Source organism: Pseudomonas sp. TMW22091, assembly GCF_022496705.1.
Taxonomy (GTDB): Bacteria; Pseudomonadota; Gammaproteobacteria; order Pseudomonadales; family Pseudomonadaceae; genus Aquipseudomonas; species Aquipseudomonas saxonica.
Genome location: NZ_SCFI01000005.1, coordinates 282,101 through 298,828, shown reverse-complemented (window position 1 = coordinate 298,828; position 16,728 = coordinate 282,101). Strand labels below are relative to the sequence as shown.

Below are 16,728 nucleotides of genomic sequence, written 5' to 3'. Positions count from 1 at the left end.
TCGGGGCAAGGTAGCGAAGCTTCACAAATGGCATCTACACTCGGGCACTCATTGATACACGGAGGTCTTGAAATGCGGCGCGTGGTGTTCAATCAAAAAGGCGGTGTGGGGAAGTCCAGCATCGCTTGCAATCTGGCTGCGGTCAGCGCCAGTGAGGGGTATCGAACCCTCTTGGTAGACCTGGACGCCCAGGCCAACTCCACCCAATACCTCACCGGCCTGACCGGCGACGAGATCCCGATGGGGATTGCCGATTTCTTTAAACACAGCCTGTCGGCGAGTGTGGGTTCCAAGAAGAATCGAGTCGATATTTACGAAACCCCCTACGAAAACTTACACATCATCACGGCCACCGCCGAGTTGGCGGACCTGCAGCCCAAACTTGAGGCCAAGCACAAGATCAACAAGCTGCGTAAGTTGCTGGATGAACTGGCTGAAGATTACGACCGGATTTACGTCGATACACCGCCCGCGCTGAACTTTTATGCGGTATCGGCGTTGATTGCCTGCGATCGTGTATTGATTCCCTTTGATTGCGACAGTTTCTCGCGCCAAGCGCTGTATGGCCTGCTGGCTGAAATCGAAGAGTTGAAAGAAGACCACAATGAAAACCTGGTGGTTGAGGGCATAGTGGTTAACCAGTTCCAGTCGCGGGCCAGCCTGCCGCAGCAAATGCTGGACGAACTGATCAACGAAGGGTTGCCGGTCTTGCCTGTGTACCTCAGCAGCTCGGTGAAAATGCGCGAGTCCCACCAAGCCAGCCAGCCGCTGGTGTATTTCGACCCGCGGCACAAGCTGACGCAACAATTTGTTGAGTTACACGACTACCTGGATCAGAACGCTTAAGCCCGCACCCCGTGGCTCTGCAGCCATGCCTTGAGTTGCTGCAACGGGAATGCGCCACTTTGGCGAGCGATCTCCTTGCCGTTTTTGAACAGAATCAAACTGGGGATTGAGCGAATCCCCAGTTGGGTTGCCAATTGCTGATTGGCTTCACTGTCCAGCTTGGCCAGCCGGCATTTGCCCAGTAACTGGCTGGCAGCTTGCTCAAACACCGGCGCAAACGCCTTGCACGGCCCGCACCACTCGGCCCACACGTCCAGCAACAACGGCAGGTCGCCCTTGATTTGACTGGCGTAGTCGGTTTGCCGCATATCAAACGGCTTGGCCAGCAACACCTCGTTTTTGCAGCGCCCGCACTTGGGGTGGTCGCCCACGCGCTCGGCAGGAATTCGGTTCAGGCCGTTGCAGTGGGGGCAGGGGATCAGCAGCGGGTCGGTCATGGCGCACTCCATCAAAGCGGTTTCTATATGGCGTGCAGTTCAGCAGATCATTACGCAACCTGCCACTGATGCGTGATGCATCTGTTCATACATGGCTGGCGCTTATGCCAAACGCCGTCGCTAGGCTGTTAAGCCAGAATTTAAAACACTTAGGTCAGAGGTAAATATCGCGAATTGCGATATCTAACCCTAGAGTCTAATCTACAAGGGGCAAATGGAAGGAATGACCCCATGAATGCACAAACTGAAAACGCTATACAGCACTGGCCATTTGTAGCGCCGCTGCTGCGCAAACCCAAAACCGAGGCGGATTACGACGCGCTGGTCGTCGTCCTTGATGAACTGACCGACCTGATAGGCGATGACGAAAGCCATCCATTAATGGGGCTGGTGGACATTATTGGCGACTGGGTTGAGGCCTATGACCTGGAGCATCATCCGATGCCCAAGGCCAGTGGTGTCGATGTACTGCGTTCAGTGATGCAAGAGCATGGCTTGACCCAAAGTGATCTGCCGGGTGTTGGCACTCAGTCTGTAGTGTCCGAAATTCTCAGCGGAAAACGCCAGCTCAACGTACGGCAAATTCGCTGGCTGGCCGATTACTTCAACGTACCTGTGGATATGTTTATTTAACGCTTTGAGCCTGCACCACGCTGTCCAGCATGGCATCGATCAACCCTTTACTCATTTCAACCAGCTGCAGGCTGGCGAAGGTCAAGCTGTGACTGGTTTGAGGGGAGGCGAGCTGGCTTTCTGCGCTCAATACCGCTGCGCTGCCGAGTAGTTGTGCGCTTAGCTCAAGCGCAAGCTTGATCGGGATACCGGGGTTTACGCTGAATAAGGGTTCGCCCGTAAAGCTTTGGCCGAAGGGGGTAGGGCTACTAATGCACATGGTGTCTCTCCTTTTTAGAATTGGAGTAGCCACCGATCGCCGTCAACCGAATGGGTGGCAACTGTGTGCGGGTTGACGGACCGGTTAAAAAGAAGAAACCCGGCGCACCCGAGAGTGCCCCACACACAGCTGCCATAACACGATCAAATCGAGCACAGGCAGGCGTGAACACAGCGACGAAATCGCTGATTCTTCTTTTAGGGGTCAGACCGTCAAATCCGGTCACGAATGTGTCGTGACGCTGGCGAGGATAGGGGCTGACTGCGTGAGGGTCAATCGGGCAGGAAGAGCGCGGGTCGTAGCTTTTTGAAAAACCCTCTTTATTTAACGAAAAAACTTACGCGTTGCTTGTTGTTTGTCTGACATTGCCATGACTTTATTGGCACTACTCTTTTCGCCACTTATTTTCGAAGTAGTCACTGGCCCTGCGGGTGTGTTCGCGTATGTACGAATATCTGAGAGTTCCTGCGGGGCGCAAAGTCTCGCCTCTCTTTAAGGAGGGGCACTTTAGGTGTGATTGCTGTGGGCGTGAACTCAGCATTAATTATGAGCACCTTGAGCGCTTAGAAAATCGTGACGTGCTCAAATGTATATTTTGCAGTTGCCCTCTTTTCATTGATGACAGTGACCGTGAACTGTTGTCTGCCTTGATCAGTCGATTAACTGTGCGCGATCAGTGTTTATGGGGGGTTGGCGGGCCTTGGCTAACCACTGCATCTGGTTATATGTTGACGGGTGATCCATCGGGGAAATGGATGTGGTTGTGCTTTTGGCTGGTCATGTTCTTTGTCACGCGAATGGAGGCCGAAAGACCGCCCTTGCAGATTGTGCTTAAACGGTTTGTGCCTGAAGTTAAAAAGCGTTACAGGCGTCAGTGGCGTATGGCGCAATAAACGTTCGAGATTTTATCAGGGTGCGCAAATTTTTGAATTGAATGGTGTCAGGTCGAGCCCATACAAAACCGTTGAGTAAGACAGCCCAGTTTAGTTATATCTCAAGGAGTGACCGATGAGTGATGTGAATGAAAAGAGCGAAGAACTGTTGGCGTCGAAGTGCACCTACGCAGCTTTTATATGTAGCGTGTGTGAAGCTGAGGTGGAAATAAGCCTTATGGATGTGCATTTATTGGCCGAGGGCAAATCCGTTGGGTGTCAACATTGCAAGGTGACACTCAATGCATCGGCCGATGATCAAGCAAGTCTGGCTGAGGTGCATAAAGATCAAGTTCGTGTTGGCAAATTTATGCTCCCCTTTAGTGTTGTGTGGTTCTTGGGGGCGGGTCTGGTAGCCATTTTCCTGGAGCCACAGTTTTCATTGATAATGATGCCAGTGGGTCTGGTGATAGGCTTCGCAATTAAAAATTCTTCTCGTGTTATTCATGATGCTATTTGCCTTGAACAGGTCACTGAGGTGGAGCGGGATATCCGTATAAGCACCAATCAATAGTTTCTGTCCTGTGCCGCTGACTCTAAAGGGGGGCGTATAAGCGAGCCGCACCTTTTCTACTCACGCCCAATGGCGATCATCATTCTATTCTGGGGCGCGTGCGGGTAGGTATAAGCCTCCAGGGTTTCGGCCTTAAAACAGCAAGGCCAACTCAATACAGGTATTGAGTTGGCGATTGATGAGATGCCTGAACAGGGGGCTCAATCAATGTTATTTAAATGCTTACAGGCAGACAATCATTTCGACGTTATCAAGCCCGAAGGCGTTAGACGCTTGGAACTTCAAGGTGATCTCATTGGTTGTGTGATCTGTGGGGATAACCCATGCAATTTCTTTTGTGCCAGCCGTTGTGAACGATGGGTACGATAAACTATGCAAGCTGACCGTCACGGCGCCATAGAGGTCCGAGATGGTGAAGATGAGTTTAACAATGTCGCCCTTCACCAGCGGTCGATCCAAAGTGACTTTCTGTTGAATGTGACCGATGTTGGCTACATTAGCTTTACCGTTAGACAATGAAATGTTGTTGCCCGTCCAGTATTTACCTGCTTCGGCAGGGTTTGAGAAGTCACCGTGTTGAATAACATCTTTTGGTGTGCACGCTTTATTTTCAAGCTCTAGCCATACGTTGTCTAACGTAAACGCGCTCGATGCCTGGAATTTTAATGTCAGTTCATTGGTTGACATGTCGCTGGTGAGTGTAATTGCAATGTCATACTCGCCTTCTTGTGTGATAGCTGGGTATGACCCGTTACTCACAGACACCGTTACGGCACTTCCGTACATGGCGCTAACTTTGAATTTTATTTGAACGGTGTCGCCTTTTTTAAGTGGGGCATCCAATGTGATTGTTTGTTTGATGTGGCCAATGTTGGAAACGTTTGCCGTACCGTTGTAAAAGTTGGTTGATTGATAAGTCCAGTGGTCGCCGTTGGAAGAGAAGTCGCCATTGAGTACTAAGTTTGCCATTGCTTTATTTCCTGTATGAGAGTGAGGTGCAAATATTGCTAAATGCTTCCTAATGAAAGTAAGCGTTACAGCAATGTGCGTCTACTGTCATTTCTAACAGGGTTCTACCGCAGGGGTATGTTTTATGGCGATAACTTAGTTATTACTAATAGCCTATGGGAATGGGTGGGCTTCAAAACATCTAAGTGAGCGCAGTAGAATCATCCACAGCGCTCACAGGTAATAAGCTGCAGTGAGGTTATGAAGAACAACTAATCTCCAGATGCTTGCCCCATTCAGGCGGGCGTTCGGCATAATTTTCCATTCCCGGTTGTTCGGTAAAGGGTCGGGTCAGCACATCATGCAAGCGTTGCACTTCGCTGTAGTCCCCTGCCTCAGCGGCATCAATGGCTTTTTGCGCCAGATAGTTGCGCAGGATGTACAGCGGGTTGACGGCGTGCATGCGCTCGCGTCGCAGGTTTTGGTCGCTGACCCCTTCGCGCTCCACGCGAGCAAGGTACTGCGCTGCCCACTCGTCAAACCCCTTGAGGTCAACGAATTCGTCACGCAATCGCGCCACGGCGGTGGCTGCGGGCTCATCACCCAGACGGCGGAAGAACAAGGTGTAGTCGATGCTGCTGCCTTGCATGCGTTGCAACAGGGTTTCGATCAACTGTTGATCACCGTCTTCGGCGGTGGTCAGGCCCAGCCGGCGGCGCATCAGGTCAAGGTAATGAGCCTGATACAGCGGCAGGAACAGGCCAAGGGTTTCTCGCAGGGCCTCTACGCTGATGAACGGAGTGAGTGCCTGGGCCAGTGCGCTGAGGTTCCATTGACCAATCGGGACTTGATTGCTGAAAGAATAGCGACCTTCGTGATCGGAGTGGTTGCAGACGAAGTTGGCATCGAAATCATCCAGAAAGGCGAACGGGCCGAAGTCGAAGGTGATGCCCAGAATCGACATATTGTCGGTGTTCATGACGCCGTGGCAAAAGCCATAGGCCTGCCATTTGGCGATCAGTTCAGCGTTGCGCTCGACCACTTCGCGAAACATCGCCAGATAGGGTTCCGGCTGTTCCAGGCATTCGGGAAAGTGCAGGGCCAATACGTGTTCGCCCAACTGCTTTTGCTGTTCAGGCTGTTTGGTGTAGTAGAAATATTCGAAATGCCCGAAGCGAATATGGCTCGGGGCCATACGCAACACCATGGCGGCGCGTTCTTGTTTTTCACGCCACACGGGGGTGTCTGAGCCGATCACGCATAAGGCGCGGCTGCTGGGGATGCCCAGCGCGTGCAAGGCTTCGGACGCCAGGAATTCGCGAATAGAAGAGCGCAATACCGCGCGGCCATCGCCCATGCGTGAGTAAGGGGTCATGCCGGCACCCTTGAGGTGCAAGTCCCAATGCTCGCCGGCGTCGTTGTAGACCTCGCCCAGCAACAAGCCTCGGCCATCACCCAGGCGCGGGTTGTAAGAGCCGAACTGATGGCCCGAATAGACCATGGCGCGGGGTTCGGCGTCGGCCCACAGGGTGTGGCCGCCAAACAGCTGAGCGAAGACGGGGTCTTGAGCCACGGCGGGGTCGAGATCGATCAGGCCCATGGCGGCGGTGCTGGCCACAACGACGCGCGGTGCTTCGATAGGTTCGGGCAGCACATGGGTCGAGAACGCGTCGCCCAAGCGGGCGAAGCGATTATCGAAGGTCAGTTCGTTCAGCGTTTTCAAGGTGTGGCTCCAGCATTGGGGGCAACAGGTTCCGTAGCAGCTGCCGAGGTACGAGGCTGCGTCCGGCGGCGCAGCCGTCGTAAATTCAGACACCCCCGTGAATCAGTTGAATTTGACACTCCGGGTTTACGATCGCTGCGCAATCGGACGTCGCCTTCGGCAACTGCTACGTCGGGTTGGGCTTATCCAGCGTCAGCTTTTGGGCCGGCGCTTGCGGGTCTATTGGCACCAGTTTGTATTCCTGGCCATGAAGGTTTTTAAGGTACACCTCCATCTGCTGGAACGAGATGTTGATGTTGTGGTTTTTGAATTCGCGGTTGATAAAGCGGTTGACCTCATCGATGACCGGGTTGCGGTCGCCCAGATCACGTACGTGCATGCGCAGTTCGTGGTCCAGTGTGCTTTGGCCGAAACTGAGGAAGTACACGTGCGGCTCAGGGTCTTTGAGGACGCGGGGGTTTTCTTGCGCGGCCTTGAGCAGCAGATCTTTGACCAAGTCCAGATCGGAACCATAATCGACACCCAGTTTCAGGGTGACGCGGGTAATGGTGTCGGTCAGCGACCAGTTGATCAGTTGCCCGGTAATGAACGTTTTATTCGGAACAATAATGTCTTTGCGGTCGAAGTCGGTAATGGTGGTCGCGCGGATGCGGATCTTGCTCACCGTGCCCGACAGGTTGCCGATGGTGATGGTGTCGCCAATACGCACCGGGCGCTCAAACAGGATCATGATGCCGGAGATAAAGTTGGCGAAGATCTCTTGCATGCCGAAGCCCAGCCCTACCGACAGCGCGGCCACCAGCCATTGCAACTTGTCCCAGCTCACGCCCAGTGTCGAGAGGGTGGACACAAAGCCTACGCCGATGATCACGTAGGTCAGCAGGGTCGTGGTGGCGTAGGCACTGCCCTGGCCCAGGTCGAGCCGTGACAGCACCAGTACTTCCAGCAGGCCAGGCAGGTTACGCGCCAGCGCAATGCTGATACCGATGATGACCAGCGCACCGATCACGTCGCCGATGCTGATGGGCACCATGCTCATGTTGGCGCCGGTGCCGCTGGTGTATTCGTAGAGGGTGATGTTATCCAGGTAGGAGAACACCGAGATCAAGTCAGACCATACCCAATACAACACGCCGATAAAGCCTGCGAGCAAGGCCAGACGAATCAGGCGCAGCGATTGCTGGTTGACCTGTTCGATGTCCAGCGTCGGTTCTTCAATGACGACGTCGTTGCCTTCGCCGGCTTCTTTGGCCGCCTGGCGTTTGGCCAGTGCACGCTGATAGGCCAGACGCCGTGCTGCAACCGCCAGGCCGCGTACGAAAGCTGCCTCGACCACCAGCCAGAACATCAGGAGGTAGAGGGTGTTGATCAACCGGTCGCTGAGTTTGAGCGCGGTGTAGTAATAGCCAAAACACACGGCCACAAACAAGGCGAGCGGTAGCAGGGCGAACAAAAAGCCCAGCGTTTTACGCACGCGAAAGGCTTTTTTGTCGGTCTGGTCGTTGATCAGCAGGCGAAACAGCAGCCAGCTCATGGCTGCGTAACAGCTCAGGACGACGAGGATGCCCAGCACGTCATCGGCCAGTGCCGCAGGCTGTTGTTCGGCAAACGCAACGACGGCCACCAGGGCGAGGACGACGAAGCCCAGTTTGCGGATCCAGTTTTGTAGAAACTCGACCAGCGGTTTTTCCCAGCGGAAATGCAGTTCGGCCACGCCACCCGGCGCCAGAATTCGGTAGACCGTATAGAACACCAGCCAGGCTTCAGCCATTTGAATCAAGGCCGCGCCGGTGTTGGCGTTCATGCCGCGGGCGTCAATTTGCAAGGCGTAGCCGCACAGCGCCAGCGCCAGTGCCACCGGCATGGCCAGCAGGATGTTGATCAAAATCGCCAGCGGTGTATGCCATTGGCTGTCACGCTTGAAGTGGCCAATGTCCTGATGGATTTCGTTCAATTTGCCGTACAGGTATTTGCGCTTCCACAGCAGGGCAACAATCAGCAGCACCAGCGGTAAAAACAACAGCGGGCGTTGGCGCAAACCATCGGCCAGCTCACTGAAACTGGAGGTCCAGGGCAGGGTGATGACTTGCAGCTCCAGCTGACGGGGCGCCCCTTCCAGCCACTCCAGATCCAGCGGTTTATTGCTGGGGATCCAGAACATTTGTTCATCGAGGGTGGCCCGCAGGTTTTGCGCGGTGCTGAGCAGTTGTTTCTGGTTGAGCTGCAGGGTGATCGATTCGTTGAGTAGTGAGCTTAACTCGCGGTTCAGACGGTCTAGCAGGTCGCTGCGGGTATTGACCAGATCGATCAGGGTTTTACGCAGTTGCGGGGTGACCTGATCGGCGGGTTGGGTTTTGAGCAGGTTGTCGACGTAGGTAGTCGGGTTGCTGATCAACTCGCGCTGCTGGTTGATTTCGAACTGATACAGGCGAATGTCTGCAATCTCGTCTGCCAGGTTTTTGTCCATTTTCTGCAAGCGCGGCAGGGCTTGCTTCTGTTTATAGAGAATCTTGGACAGCAGCAAACTGCCCTTCAGCACACTGATTTGCTCATCCAGCGCCTGATCACTCTGGGTCACGTTATCCAGTTGCTGCTTGGTTTCGAGATTTTGCTGCGTGACTTCGTTGAGGCGGTCGGTACTGCGCAACAGATAGTCAGAAAGCTTTAGGTTGATCGCGCTTTCAGTGGCCAGCAGGCTGCTGCTGCCTGATTTTTGTGCCTCGATGGATTGCTCGGTCACCGTTTGTTGCGATTGAGCCAGGCGCTTCTGGTTGATCAGGGTTTGCAGGTCCTGAATTTCTTGGTCCTGACGGGTGGTTTTTTCCAGCAGCAGGTCGTGTTGGCTGCCGCTCAAGTCTTGCAGTTGGCTGTTGCCTGCCAGCTCCTGACGGCGCAAGGCGATGAGGGCGTTAAGTGCGGCGATTTCGGCATTGAGCTGATTGCGTTGATCGGCGTTTATCAACTTGCCATTGTCGCGGCCAGTTTTGAGGATGTTGTTGATCTGCTGAATGCGTGTCTGACTGGTGCTGATTTCAGCCTGCGCCCGCTCTGGGCGAGTTTGGGCGGCAATGCTTTGGCTGTTGGCCGTGGCCAGGGCTTTTTGCAGCTCACCTTGTTGCGTCGTGCGATCAGCGAGCATTTGCTCCAGTTGCGCAACGGACAGGTCTTTATAACGTTGGGCGACTGGCACGGCCGGGCTGGCTTTAAGGCGGGCCAGTTCGCGCTGATTCTCTGCCGTCTGGTCAGGTGCCGTGGCCAGTAGCTGCTTGATATCGGTCAGGCGCTGTTCGTAGCCAGCTTTGTCGCTCAGAAAGGTGAGTGTCTGTTGCAACACTCCTTGCAAGGCTTTCTGGTCGGCTTCTGGCAGTTTTCGATCGGCAATTTTGTCGAGGCTTTGCTGTACCGACTCGGGCGACGGGGGCTCGGCGGCCTGGAGTGTGCCAACAGAAAGACTCAGGCCGAGCAGTGCGGTGACGAATAACGTGCGCAGTAGTGACATAGATACCGGTCAGACAAGCGTAGGAAAATTGGAGTTTAGAGGAACAACCCGGGACCCGGGGCACTTCCTTCGGGGAATCTGACGCCCACTTTGCCTATCTTGTTCCCGTCCATGACCGCGACGGTCCAGATGGTGTTGTTCCATTCCACCTGGTCGCCGACCACGGGAGCACCGCCCACTTTTTGTGCAATAAAACGGCTGAGCGGCAAATCGGGATCGATGCCGTCGAGCTGTAAGCCATACAAAGCCGCGACCGCGCCCAGCCGGGCGTCACCTTCAAGAACGAAGTCGCCGAAGAAGCGCAGATCGAGGCCGCGAGTAGGGGGCTGGCTGAACAGTTTGCCGAGGGCCGGCAAGTTGTGTTCGTGGCCGATAACACACAGCAAATCGCCGATGTCGAGGGTAGTACTACCCGACGGATGGAGCAGTTTTTGGTCGCGAAACAGGGCGGCGATGCGGGTGCCATCAGGCATTTTAAGTTCCCGCAGCGCAGCGCCGACGCACCAGTTTTGTGCATCCAGACGATAAACAAACAGTTCCCACTCACTGGTGGGGTGAACTTCGAGGGCTGCGCGAGACACCGGCGCCAAATCAGGTGGCACGGTGACTTTGAGCAACTTGGCCACCCACGGCAGGCTGGTGCCTTGCACCAGCAGGGACACCAGCACGATAAAGAACGCCAGATTGAAATACAGCTGCGCGTTGGGCAAGCCAGCCATTAGCGGGAATACCGCCAAAATGATAGGCACCGCACCGCGCAGCCCCACCCAGGAGATAAAGACCTTTTCGCGACCGTGGAAGGCTTTGAACGGCAGCAGGCCAACGAACACCGACAGGGGACGGGCGAACAGGATCATCCACAGCGCCAAGGCCAGGGCGGGGATAGCGATGGGTAGCAAGTCATGGGGGGTGACCAGCAGGCCCAAGACCAAAAACATGCCGATCTGGGCCAGCCAGGCCATGCCGTCAAGCATATGCAAAATGCCGTGGCGGCTGCGAATCGGACTGTTGCCGATCACCAGGCCGCACAGGTAGACCGCAAGGAAGCCGCTGCCGTGCAGGGCGTTGGTCAGGGCAAAGACCGCCAGCCCGCCAGCAATGACCAAAATCGGGTACAGACCGTTGGCCAGATGGATGCGGTTAACCATTTGCAGCAAGAGCCAGCCACCGGCCAGACCGACCGCGCCGCCGATACCGAACTCTCGCAGCAGGTTAAGCAGCAGGCTGGCGTGCAGGTTGGTTTCACCGCTGGCGAGCATGTCGATCAGCGTCACCGTGAGGAACACCGCCATCGGGTCGTTGCTGCCGGATTCGATCTCAAGGCTGGCCGACACCCGCTCGTTCAGGCCTTTGCCGCCCAATAGTGAGAACACCGCCGCGGCATCGGTGGAACCGACGATAGCGCCTATCAGCAGGCCTTGAATCAGGTTGAGGTTGAACAGCCAGGCGGCCATCAAGCCGGTCAGGCCCGTGGTAATCATGACCCCGACCGTGGCCAGCGATAACGCCGGCCATAACGCTACGCGAAAGCTCGACACCCGAGTGCGTAAGCCGCCGTCGAGCAAGATCACCGCCAGAGCGAGGTTGCCGACCAGGTACGCGGTGGGGTAGTTGTCGAAAATGATTCCGCCGCCATCGACGCCTGCGGCCATACCGACCGCCAGGATGATGACCAGGATCGGGATGCCCAGGCGTGAGGACAGTGAACTGACGAGAATGCTTGCACCTACCAGCAACGCGCCGATCAAGAACAGGCTGTTGATGGTCGTTGCATTCAAAGGCAGTACTCCAGAAGGCTTAAAAGACGAGGCGTAGACGACGTATGCAGTCTACGTGCCAGCGATTCTAACCTGCGCGATTGGCCAGCTGTCAAAAAGGTTTTCAGGATATGAACTTGCGTGCGCGCAGCCGTTTTTCACGCCCATTGAATGGGTTGCACCTACGGCATTGCAAAGTGATTGCAGTTAGGTCTGAGGCTTTTTCTTACAAGAGAGAGGGATTAAGACTGCATTTTTTTGGCCCGGCAAATTGTATCTCTATGTCACATTTCTAATGCCAATGGATGAGTCATGAAACCTACCCCTTTGACCAGTGATCCGGTGTCTGATGAAAATCGACTCTTGGGTCTGGGTCCAAGCGCGTTGTACGTCGTGTCTGTCACCAAGTTTGTTGTGATGTATTTACTCACGGGCGGTGGGTACATCGTCTATTGGTCATACCGCAACTGGGCGACCTATAAACAAAGAGTCGGGGCTGACATCTGCCCGCTTGTACGCGCTGTGTTGTGGCCGTTTTTTATTCTTGAGCTGTTCGACAAAATTCAGAACGGTCTGGAACTGGCCGGCCGGCCCTGCCGGTGGCACCCCGAACCCAGGGCGTTACTGATTATGTTAATGGTCATGATCTCGACCCTGTTTGCGATGTTTTTTGATAGCCCGGCAGACGCCGGTTTGGTTTTCATAGCCAATACCTTGCTGATCACGCTGAGTGTGTTCTTGTTTGTCGGCGCTCAACGCGCCATCAATCTTTTGGCCGATGACAGCCTGGGGTTCAGTAATTGCAATTTTAGTGTGAGCAATGTGTGCTGGACGTTAGTCGGGGCGGTGTCAGTAACACTTCTGGGGTTCTGCGTGTTGGTGCGCACCAGCTAATTACCCGGAGGTGGCGCACAAAAAAACCGGGCACTTTTCAGGTGCCCGGTTCTTGATGTTTCAGCCTGCTATCAGCCGATGGTCATCAAGCTTGCGTTGCCCCCCGCAGCAGCGGTGTTGACGCTCAGTGCGCGCTCGATCACCAGGCGTTCCAGGGCAATAGAGGTTTCGCCTTGAGACAGACCTTGCACACCGACAATGGCGCCTGCGCGTTTAGCCACTTTCTGGCAGACGTCACGCAGTTGATCGCAATCGCCGTGGTGCAGGACGGCGTCAAACATCACATCGTCTTTGGTCCAGTCTGCAACCCGCTTGATGCGTGCTTGCACGGCTTGAGGCAGGCGCGCTATCACGGTTTGGCTCAGCTCGTTGTCCGGCAGTACCGCCGAGCTGCCCACTGCCAGCACAGCAGCCAGTTGGGTGAGCAGGTCGCCTTCGACTTCGGCCAGGCACAACACATGTTCGCGCGGCAGGATGGCGTAGCTGTTGCGCTCGCCGGTAGGGCCATTGAGCAGGCGAGTGATGCCGCTTTGCGAGTGGGCGGCATACTCGTCGCACAACTCGGCCAGCGCCGCTTGCTGATGGCTGTTGGCCCAGTCTTGCAGAGCCTTCAGCGGTTTGCTTAGCGCTTCACGCGCTTGAGTATCAGGCACGGTGACGGCGTCGGTCTTGGCGAATGATTGCTCAATCGCGTTAGCGGGGCGGGTCGACAACAGGCGGAACAAGTACAGCGGGCCGCCGGCTTTAGGGCCTGTGCCCGACAAGCCTTCGCCGCCGAACGGCTGCACGCCGACCACGGCACCGACGATGTTGCGGTTAACGTAGACGTTACCGGCATTGACGTTGTTGACCACCTTGGCAATGGTTTCGTCAATGCGGGTGTGCACGCCCAGTGTCAGGCCGTAACCCGATGCGTTGATTTGCGCGATCAACTGGTCGATATCTTTGCGCTTGTAGCGCACCACGTGCAGCACCGGGCCGAAGATTTCGCGTTCCAGCTCGTCGAAGCTTTCCAGTTCAATCAGGGTCGGCATGACGAAGGTGCCGCGTTTGCACTCTTCAATGTCAGCGATGGCCATTTGGTAGACGCTACGGCCTTTGTTGCGCATGCCCTGAATGTGTTGCTCGATACCGGCCTTGGCTTCGGCGTCGATCACCGGGCCAATGTCCACGTTTAGACGCTCCGGATTGCCCATGCGCGATTCAGCCATGGCGCCTTTCAGCATTTCGATCACGCGATCTGCCGAATCTTCCTGCAGGCACAGTACACGCAAAGCCGAGCAACGCTGACCAGCGCTGTCGAACGCGGAAGACACGACGTCGATGACCACTTGCTCGGTCAGCGCCGAGGAGTCGACGATCATTGCGTTTTGGCCGCCGGTTTCTGCGATCAGCGGGATTGGGCGACCTTGTGCGTCCAGGCGGCCCGCGATATTGCGTTGCAGCAAGCGCGCAACTTCGGTGGAACCGGTGAACATCACACCTTTGACGCGATCATCACCCACCAGGCGTGCGCCCACGGTTTCGCCACGCCCCGGCAGCAGTTGCAGCACACCCTCAGGGATGCCGGCTTCGAGCAGGATGCGTACGGCTTGCGCAGCCACCAGCGGTGTTTGCTCCGCGGGTTTGGCCAATACCGGGTTACCGGCAGCGAGTGCGGCAGCGACTTGGCCGCTGAAAATTGCCAGCGGGAAGTTCCATGGGCTGATGCACACCACCGGGCCCAGTGGGCGGTGGGCGTCATTGGTCAGGTCGTTGCGCGCCTGCACTGCGTAGTAACGCAGGAAGTCGACGGCTTCTCGGACTTCCGCAATGGCGTTGGCGTAGGTCTTGCCCGCTTCACGTGCCAGCAGGCCCATGAGCGGCTGGATTTCGCCTTCCATCAGGTCAGCCGCGCGCTCCAGAATCGCGGCACGTTCGGCCGGTGGCGTGGCTTGCCAGATAGGGGCAACGTTCAGTGCGCACTGGATTGCGTTATCGGCATCTTCAACCGTGGCTTCTTGTACATGGCCAACGACGTCACGCAGGTCGGACGGGTTGAGTACCGGCGCAGGCGTTTCGCTGCTGGAAGCGCATCCCAGCATCGGTGCCGCTTTCCAGTTGTTGTGCGCGGTGGCCAGCAAGGCGCAGGACAACGACGCCAAGCGATGTTCGTTGGACATGTCGATGCCGCTGGAGTTGGCGCGTTCGCTGCCGTACAAATCACGGGGCAAGGCAATGCGCGGGTGCGGCAGGCCGAAACCGCCTTCTTGCGCCGCCATGTGTTCGATCTGCGAGATCGGGTCGGCAACCAACTCTTGAATCGAAATGGTGTGGTCGGCGATGCGGTTAACAAACGAGGTATTCGCGCCGTTTTCCAGCAAGCGACGCACCAGGTATGCCAGCAGGGTTTCGTGGGTGCCGACGGGTGCGTACACGCGGCACGGACGGTTCAGCTTGCCTTCGGCCAATTTTCCGACAACCTGCTCGTACAACGGCTCGCCCATGCCGTGCAGGCATTGGAATTCGTACTGGCCGGGGTAGTAGTTCTGACCGGCAATATGGTAAATCGCCGACAAGGTTTGGGCGTTGTGCGTGGCGAACTGCGGGTAAATCGCTTCAGGCACGGCCAGCAATTTTTTCGCGCAAGCAAGGTAAGACACGTCGGTGTACACCTTGCGGGTGTAAACCGGGTAACCCTCCAGGCCTTCGACTTGGGCGCGTTTGATTTCGCTGTCCCAGTACGCGCCTTTTACCAGACGGATCATCAGACGATGGCGGCTGCGGCGCGCGAGGTCGATGACGTAGTCGATCACGTACGGGCAACGCTTCTGATATGCCTGAATGACGAAGCCGATGCCGTTCCAGCCCGCCAGTTGCGGTTCGAAGCACAGGCGCTCAAGCAGATCGAGGGAGATTTCGAGGCGATCGGCTTCTTCGGCGTCAATGTTCAGGCCGATGTCATATTGCTTGGCCAGCACGGTGAGTGACAGCAGGCGCGGGTACAGCTCGTCCATCACGCGCTCGTACTGGGCGCGGCTGTAACGAGGGTGCAGGGCCGACAATTTGATCGAGATGCCCGGGCCTTCATAAATGCCACGGCCGTTGGACGCTTTGCCAATCGAGTGGATAGCTTGCTCGTAAGAGGCCAGGTATTTCTGTGCATCATGCTCGGTCAGTGCCGCTTCACCGAGCATGTCGTAGGAGTAACGAAAGCCCTTGGCTTCAAAGCGCGTGGCGTTGGCCAAGGCTTCGCCAATGGTTTCGCCGGTGACGAACTGTTCGCCCATGAGGCGCATGGCCATGTCGACGCCCTTGCGAATCATCGGCTCGCCGCTTTTACCGATGATGCGGCTCAGCGAAGAGGTCAGGCCCGCTTCGTTGTGGGTCGAGACCAGTTTGCCGGTCAGCAGCAGGCCCCAGGTCGCGGCGTTTACAAACAACGACGGGCTGTTGCCCAAGTGCGGGTGCCAGTTGCCGGTACTGATCTTGTCGCGGATCAGGGCATCACGGGTGCCTTTGTCCGGGATGCGCAGCAGTGCTTCGGCCAGGCACATCAGGGCCACGCCTTCCTGGGACGACAGGGAGAACTCTTGCAGCAAGCCTTGAACGATGCCTGCACGACCCCCCGCGCTCTTCTGATTGCGCAGTTTTTCGGCGATCGAGGCGGCGAGGGCCTGAGTGGCCGCAGCCATCGGCGCAGGCAGACGAGCCTGTTCGATGAGCATGGGCACGACTTCAGGTTCCGGACGGCGGTAGGCCGAGGTGATTGCCGCACGCAGGACGGACTGCGGCAAAATGCTTTCGGCAAATTCGAGGAAGCACTGATGGGTGTGATCGGTGGGGGCATCGTCGGCGTCGTCGCCAGGTACACCGCTTAACTCGGTCAGGGTTGCACCACCCTCGAGTTTTTCCAGGTAATTGAAAATTGCCTGTTTGATCAGCCAGTGAGGCGTGCGATCAATCGAGGTCGCGGCAGCTTTGAGGCGCTCGCGAGTTGGGTCATCAAGTTTGACCCCAAGGGTGGTGGTAGCCATATTTTTATCCTCATGGGTGCCGCAGTTGCGCGGCAGCAGCTGGCGGCAAGATTAGCGCTGCGCTGAGAGAGGTGCAACCTAGTGCAACCCGTTTTTTTCTGCGCTTCGTCAGGATTTTTCCTGGCGGAGGAGTTGCGTGCACATCCTTGGTGCTTCCAAGTCTGTCTTGCGGGTTTCTTGCTCCGAAAAGGCGCAAAACTCCTGAATTGAGACGAAAAGGCGACAAGGTGCAACTTGCCTGGAAAAAACTGGTTGCACCTTATTTGCTTT

Annotated in this window: 11 protein-coding genes; 4 read left to right on the top strand and 7 right to left on the bottom strand. The window is 56.2% G+C overall.

What is annotated here, in order from left to right; all coding sequences use genetic code 11:
• The first annotated feature begins 72 nt into the window (after positions 1 to 72).
• Positions 73 to 846 carry a ParA family protein gene (locus EQV93_RS12280; protein ID WP_122785153.1) on the top strand — a complete coding sequence of 258 codons (774 nt, stop codon included), beginning with the start codon at positions 73 to 75 and terminating at the stop codon, positions 844 to 846.
• Here the strand turns inward: EQV93_RS12280 and trxC are convergent.
• On the bottom strand, positions 843 to 1,283 hold the full coding sequence (gene trxC, locus EQV93_RS12275; RefSeq protein WP_122785152.1) for a thioredoxin TrxC: 441 nt from the start codon (positions 1,281 to 1,283) through the stop codon (positions 843 to 845). The genes EQV93_RS12280 and trxC overlap by 4 nt on opposite strands.
• 231 nt (positions 1,284 to 1,514) lie before the next feature.
• Here trxC and EQV93_RS12270 point away from each other — a divergent pair, with 231 nt between their 5' ends.
• Complete coding sequence (locus tag EQV93_RS12270; RefSeq protein WP_240891644.1) at positions 1,515 to 1,916, top strand: helix-turn-helix domain-containing protein; 402 nt, start codon at positions 1,515 to 1,517, stop codon at positions 1,914 to 1,916.
• Here the strand turns inward: EQV93_RS12270 and EQV93_RS12265 are convergent.
• Complete coding sequence (locus tag EQV93_RS12265; protein WP_122785150.1) at positions 1,909 to 2,175, bottom strand: DUF3077 domain-containing protein; 267 nt, start codon at positions 2,173 to 2,175, stop codon at positions 1,909 to 1,911. The two genes, EQV93_RS12270 and EQV93_RS12265, sit on opposite strands and share 8 nt — an antisense overlap.
• Before the next feature lie 1,008 nt (positions 2,176 to 3,183).
• Here EQV93_RS12265 and EQV93_RS12260 point away from each other — a divergent pair.
• Positions 3,184 to 3,621 carry a hypothetical protein gene (locus EQV93_RS12260; protein WP_240891643.1) on the top strand — a complete coding sequence of 146 codons (438 nt, stop codon included), beginning with the start codon at positions 3,184 to 3,186 and terminating at the stop codon, positions 3,619 to 3,621.
• 222 nt (positions 3,622 to 3,843) lie between these two features.
• Here EQV93_RS12260 and EQV93_RS12255 read toward each other — a convergent pair whose 3' ends face one another.
• The 4 genes from EQV93_RS12255 to EQV93_RS12240 form a co-directional block, all read right to left on the bottom strand.
• The gene (locus tag EQV93_RS12255) at positions 3,844 to 4,590 is read right to left on the bottom strand and encodes a hypothetical protein (RefSeq protein WP_240891642.1); all 747 of its coding nucleotides are present in this window, start codon (positions 4,588 to 4,590) and stop codon (positions 3,844 to 3,846) included.
• A 238-nt stretch (positions 4,591 to 4,828) separates the two neighbouring features.
• Complete coding sequence (gene selO, locus EQV93_RS12250) at positions 4,829 to 6,292, bottom strand: protein adenylyltransferase SelO (protein ID WP_122785147.1); 1,464 nt, start codon at positions 6,290 to 6,292, stop codon at positions 4,829 to 4,831.
• 166 nt (positions 6,293 to 6,458) lie between these two features.
• Entirely contained in the window at positions 6,459 to 9,791 is a 3,333-nt protein-coding gene (gene mscK, locus EQV93_RS12245; RefSeq protein WP_146384829.1) for a mechanosensitive channel MscK, read from the bottom strand.
• Between the two features lie 35 nt (positions 9,792 to 9,826).
• Positions 9,827 to 11,569 (bottom strand): potassium/proton antiporter, encoded by a 1,743-nt coding sequence (locus EQV93_RS12240; RefSeq protein WP_122785145.1) that lies wholly within the window; start codon positions 11,567 to 11,569, stop codon positions 9,827 to 9,829.
• 291 nt (positions 11,570 to 11,860) lie between these two features.
• Between EQV93_RS12240 and EQV93_RS12235 the strand changes: the two genes are divergently transcribed.
• A complete protein-coding gene (locus tag EQV93_RS12235; RefSeq protein ID WP_122785144.1) occupies positions 11,861 to 12,442 on the top strand; it encodes a hypothetical protein in 582 nt (193 codons plus the stop codon).
• A 71-nt stretch (positions 12,443 to 12,513) separates the two neighbouring features.
• Here the strand turns inward: EQV93_RS12235 and putA are convergent, their stop codons facing one another.
• On the bottom strand, positions 12,514 to 16,458 hold the full coding sequence (putA, locus tag EQV93_RS12230) for a trifunctional transcriptional regulator/proline dehydrogenase/L-glutamate gamma-semialdehyde dehydrogenase (protein WP_240891641.1): 3,945 nt from the start codon (positions 16,456 to 16,458) through the stop codon (positions 12,514 to 12,516).
• Between the last annotated feature and the right edge of the window lie 270 nt (positions 16,459 to 16,728).

Coding starts and splice junctions, on each gene's coding strand:
- EQV93_RS12260 (WP_240891643.1), top strand. CDS start 3,184: ATGAGTGATGTGAATGAAAAGAGCGAAGAACTGTTGGCGTCGAAGTGC.
- EQV93_RS12255 (WP_240891642.1), bottom strand. CDS start 4,590: ATGGCAAACTTAGTACTCAATGGCGACTTCTCTTCCAACGGCGACCAC.
- trxC (WP_122785152.1), bottom strand. CDS start 1,283: ATGACCGACCCGCTGCTGATCCCCTGCCCCCACTGCAACGGCCTGAAC.
- EQV93_RS12265 (WP_122785150.1), bottom strand. CDS start 2,175: ATGTGCATTAGTAGCCCTACCCCCTTCGGCCAAAGCTTTACGGGCGAA.
- EQV93_RS12235 (WP_122785144.1), top strand. CDS start 11,861: ATGAAACCTACCCCTTTGACCAGTGATCCGGTGTCTGATGAAAATCGA.
- EQV93_RS12280 (WP_122785153.1), top strand. CDS start 73: ATGCGGCGCGTGGTGTTCAATCAAAAAGGCGGTGTGGGGAAGTCCAGC.
- putA (WP_240891641.1), bottom strand. CDS start 16,458: ATGGCTACCACCACCCTTGGGGTCAAACTTGATGACCCAACTCGCGAG.
- mscK (WP_146384829.1), bottom strand. CDS start 9,791: ATGTCACTACTGCGCACGTTATTCGTCACCGCACTGCTCGGCCTGAGT.
- EQV93_RS12270 (WP_240891644.1), top strand. CDS start 1,515: ATGAATGCACAAACTGAAAACGCTATACAGCACTGGCCATTTGTAGCG.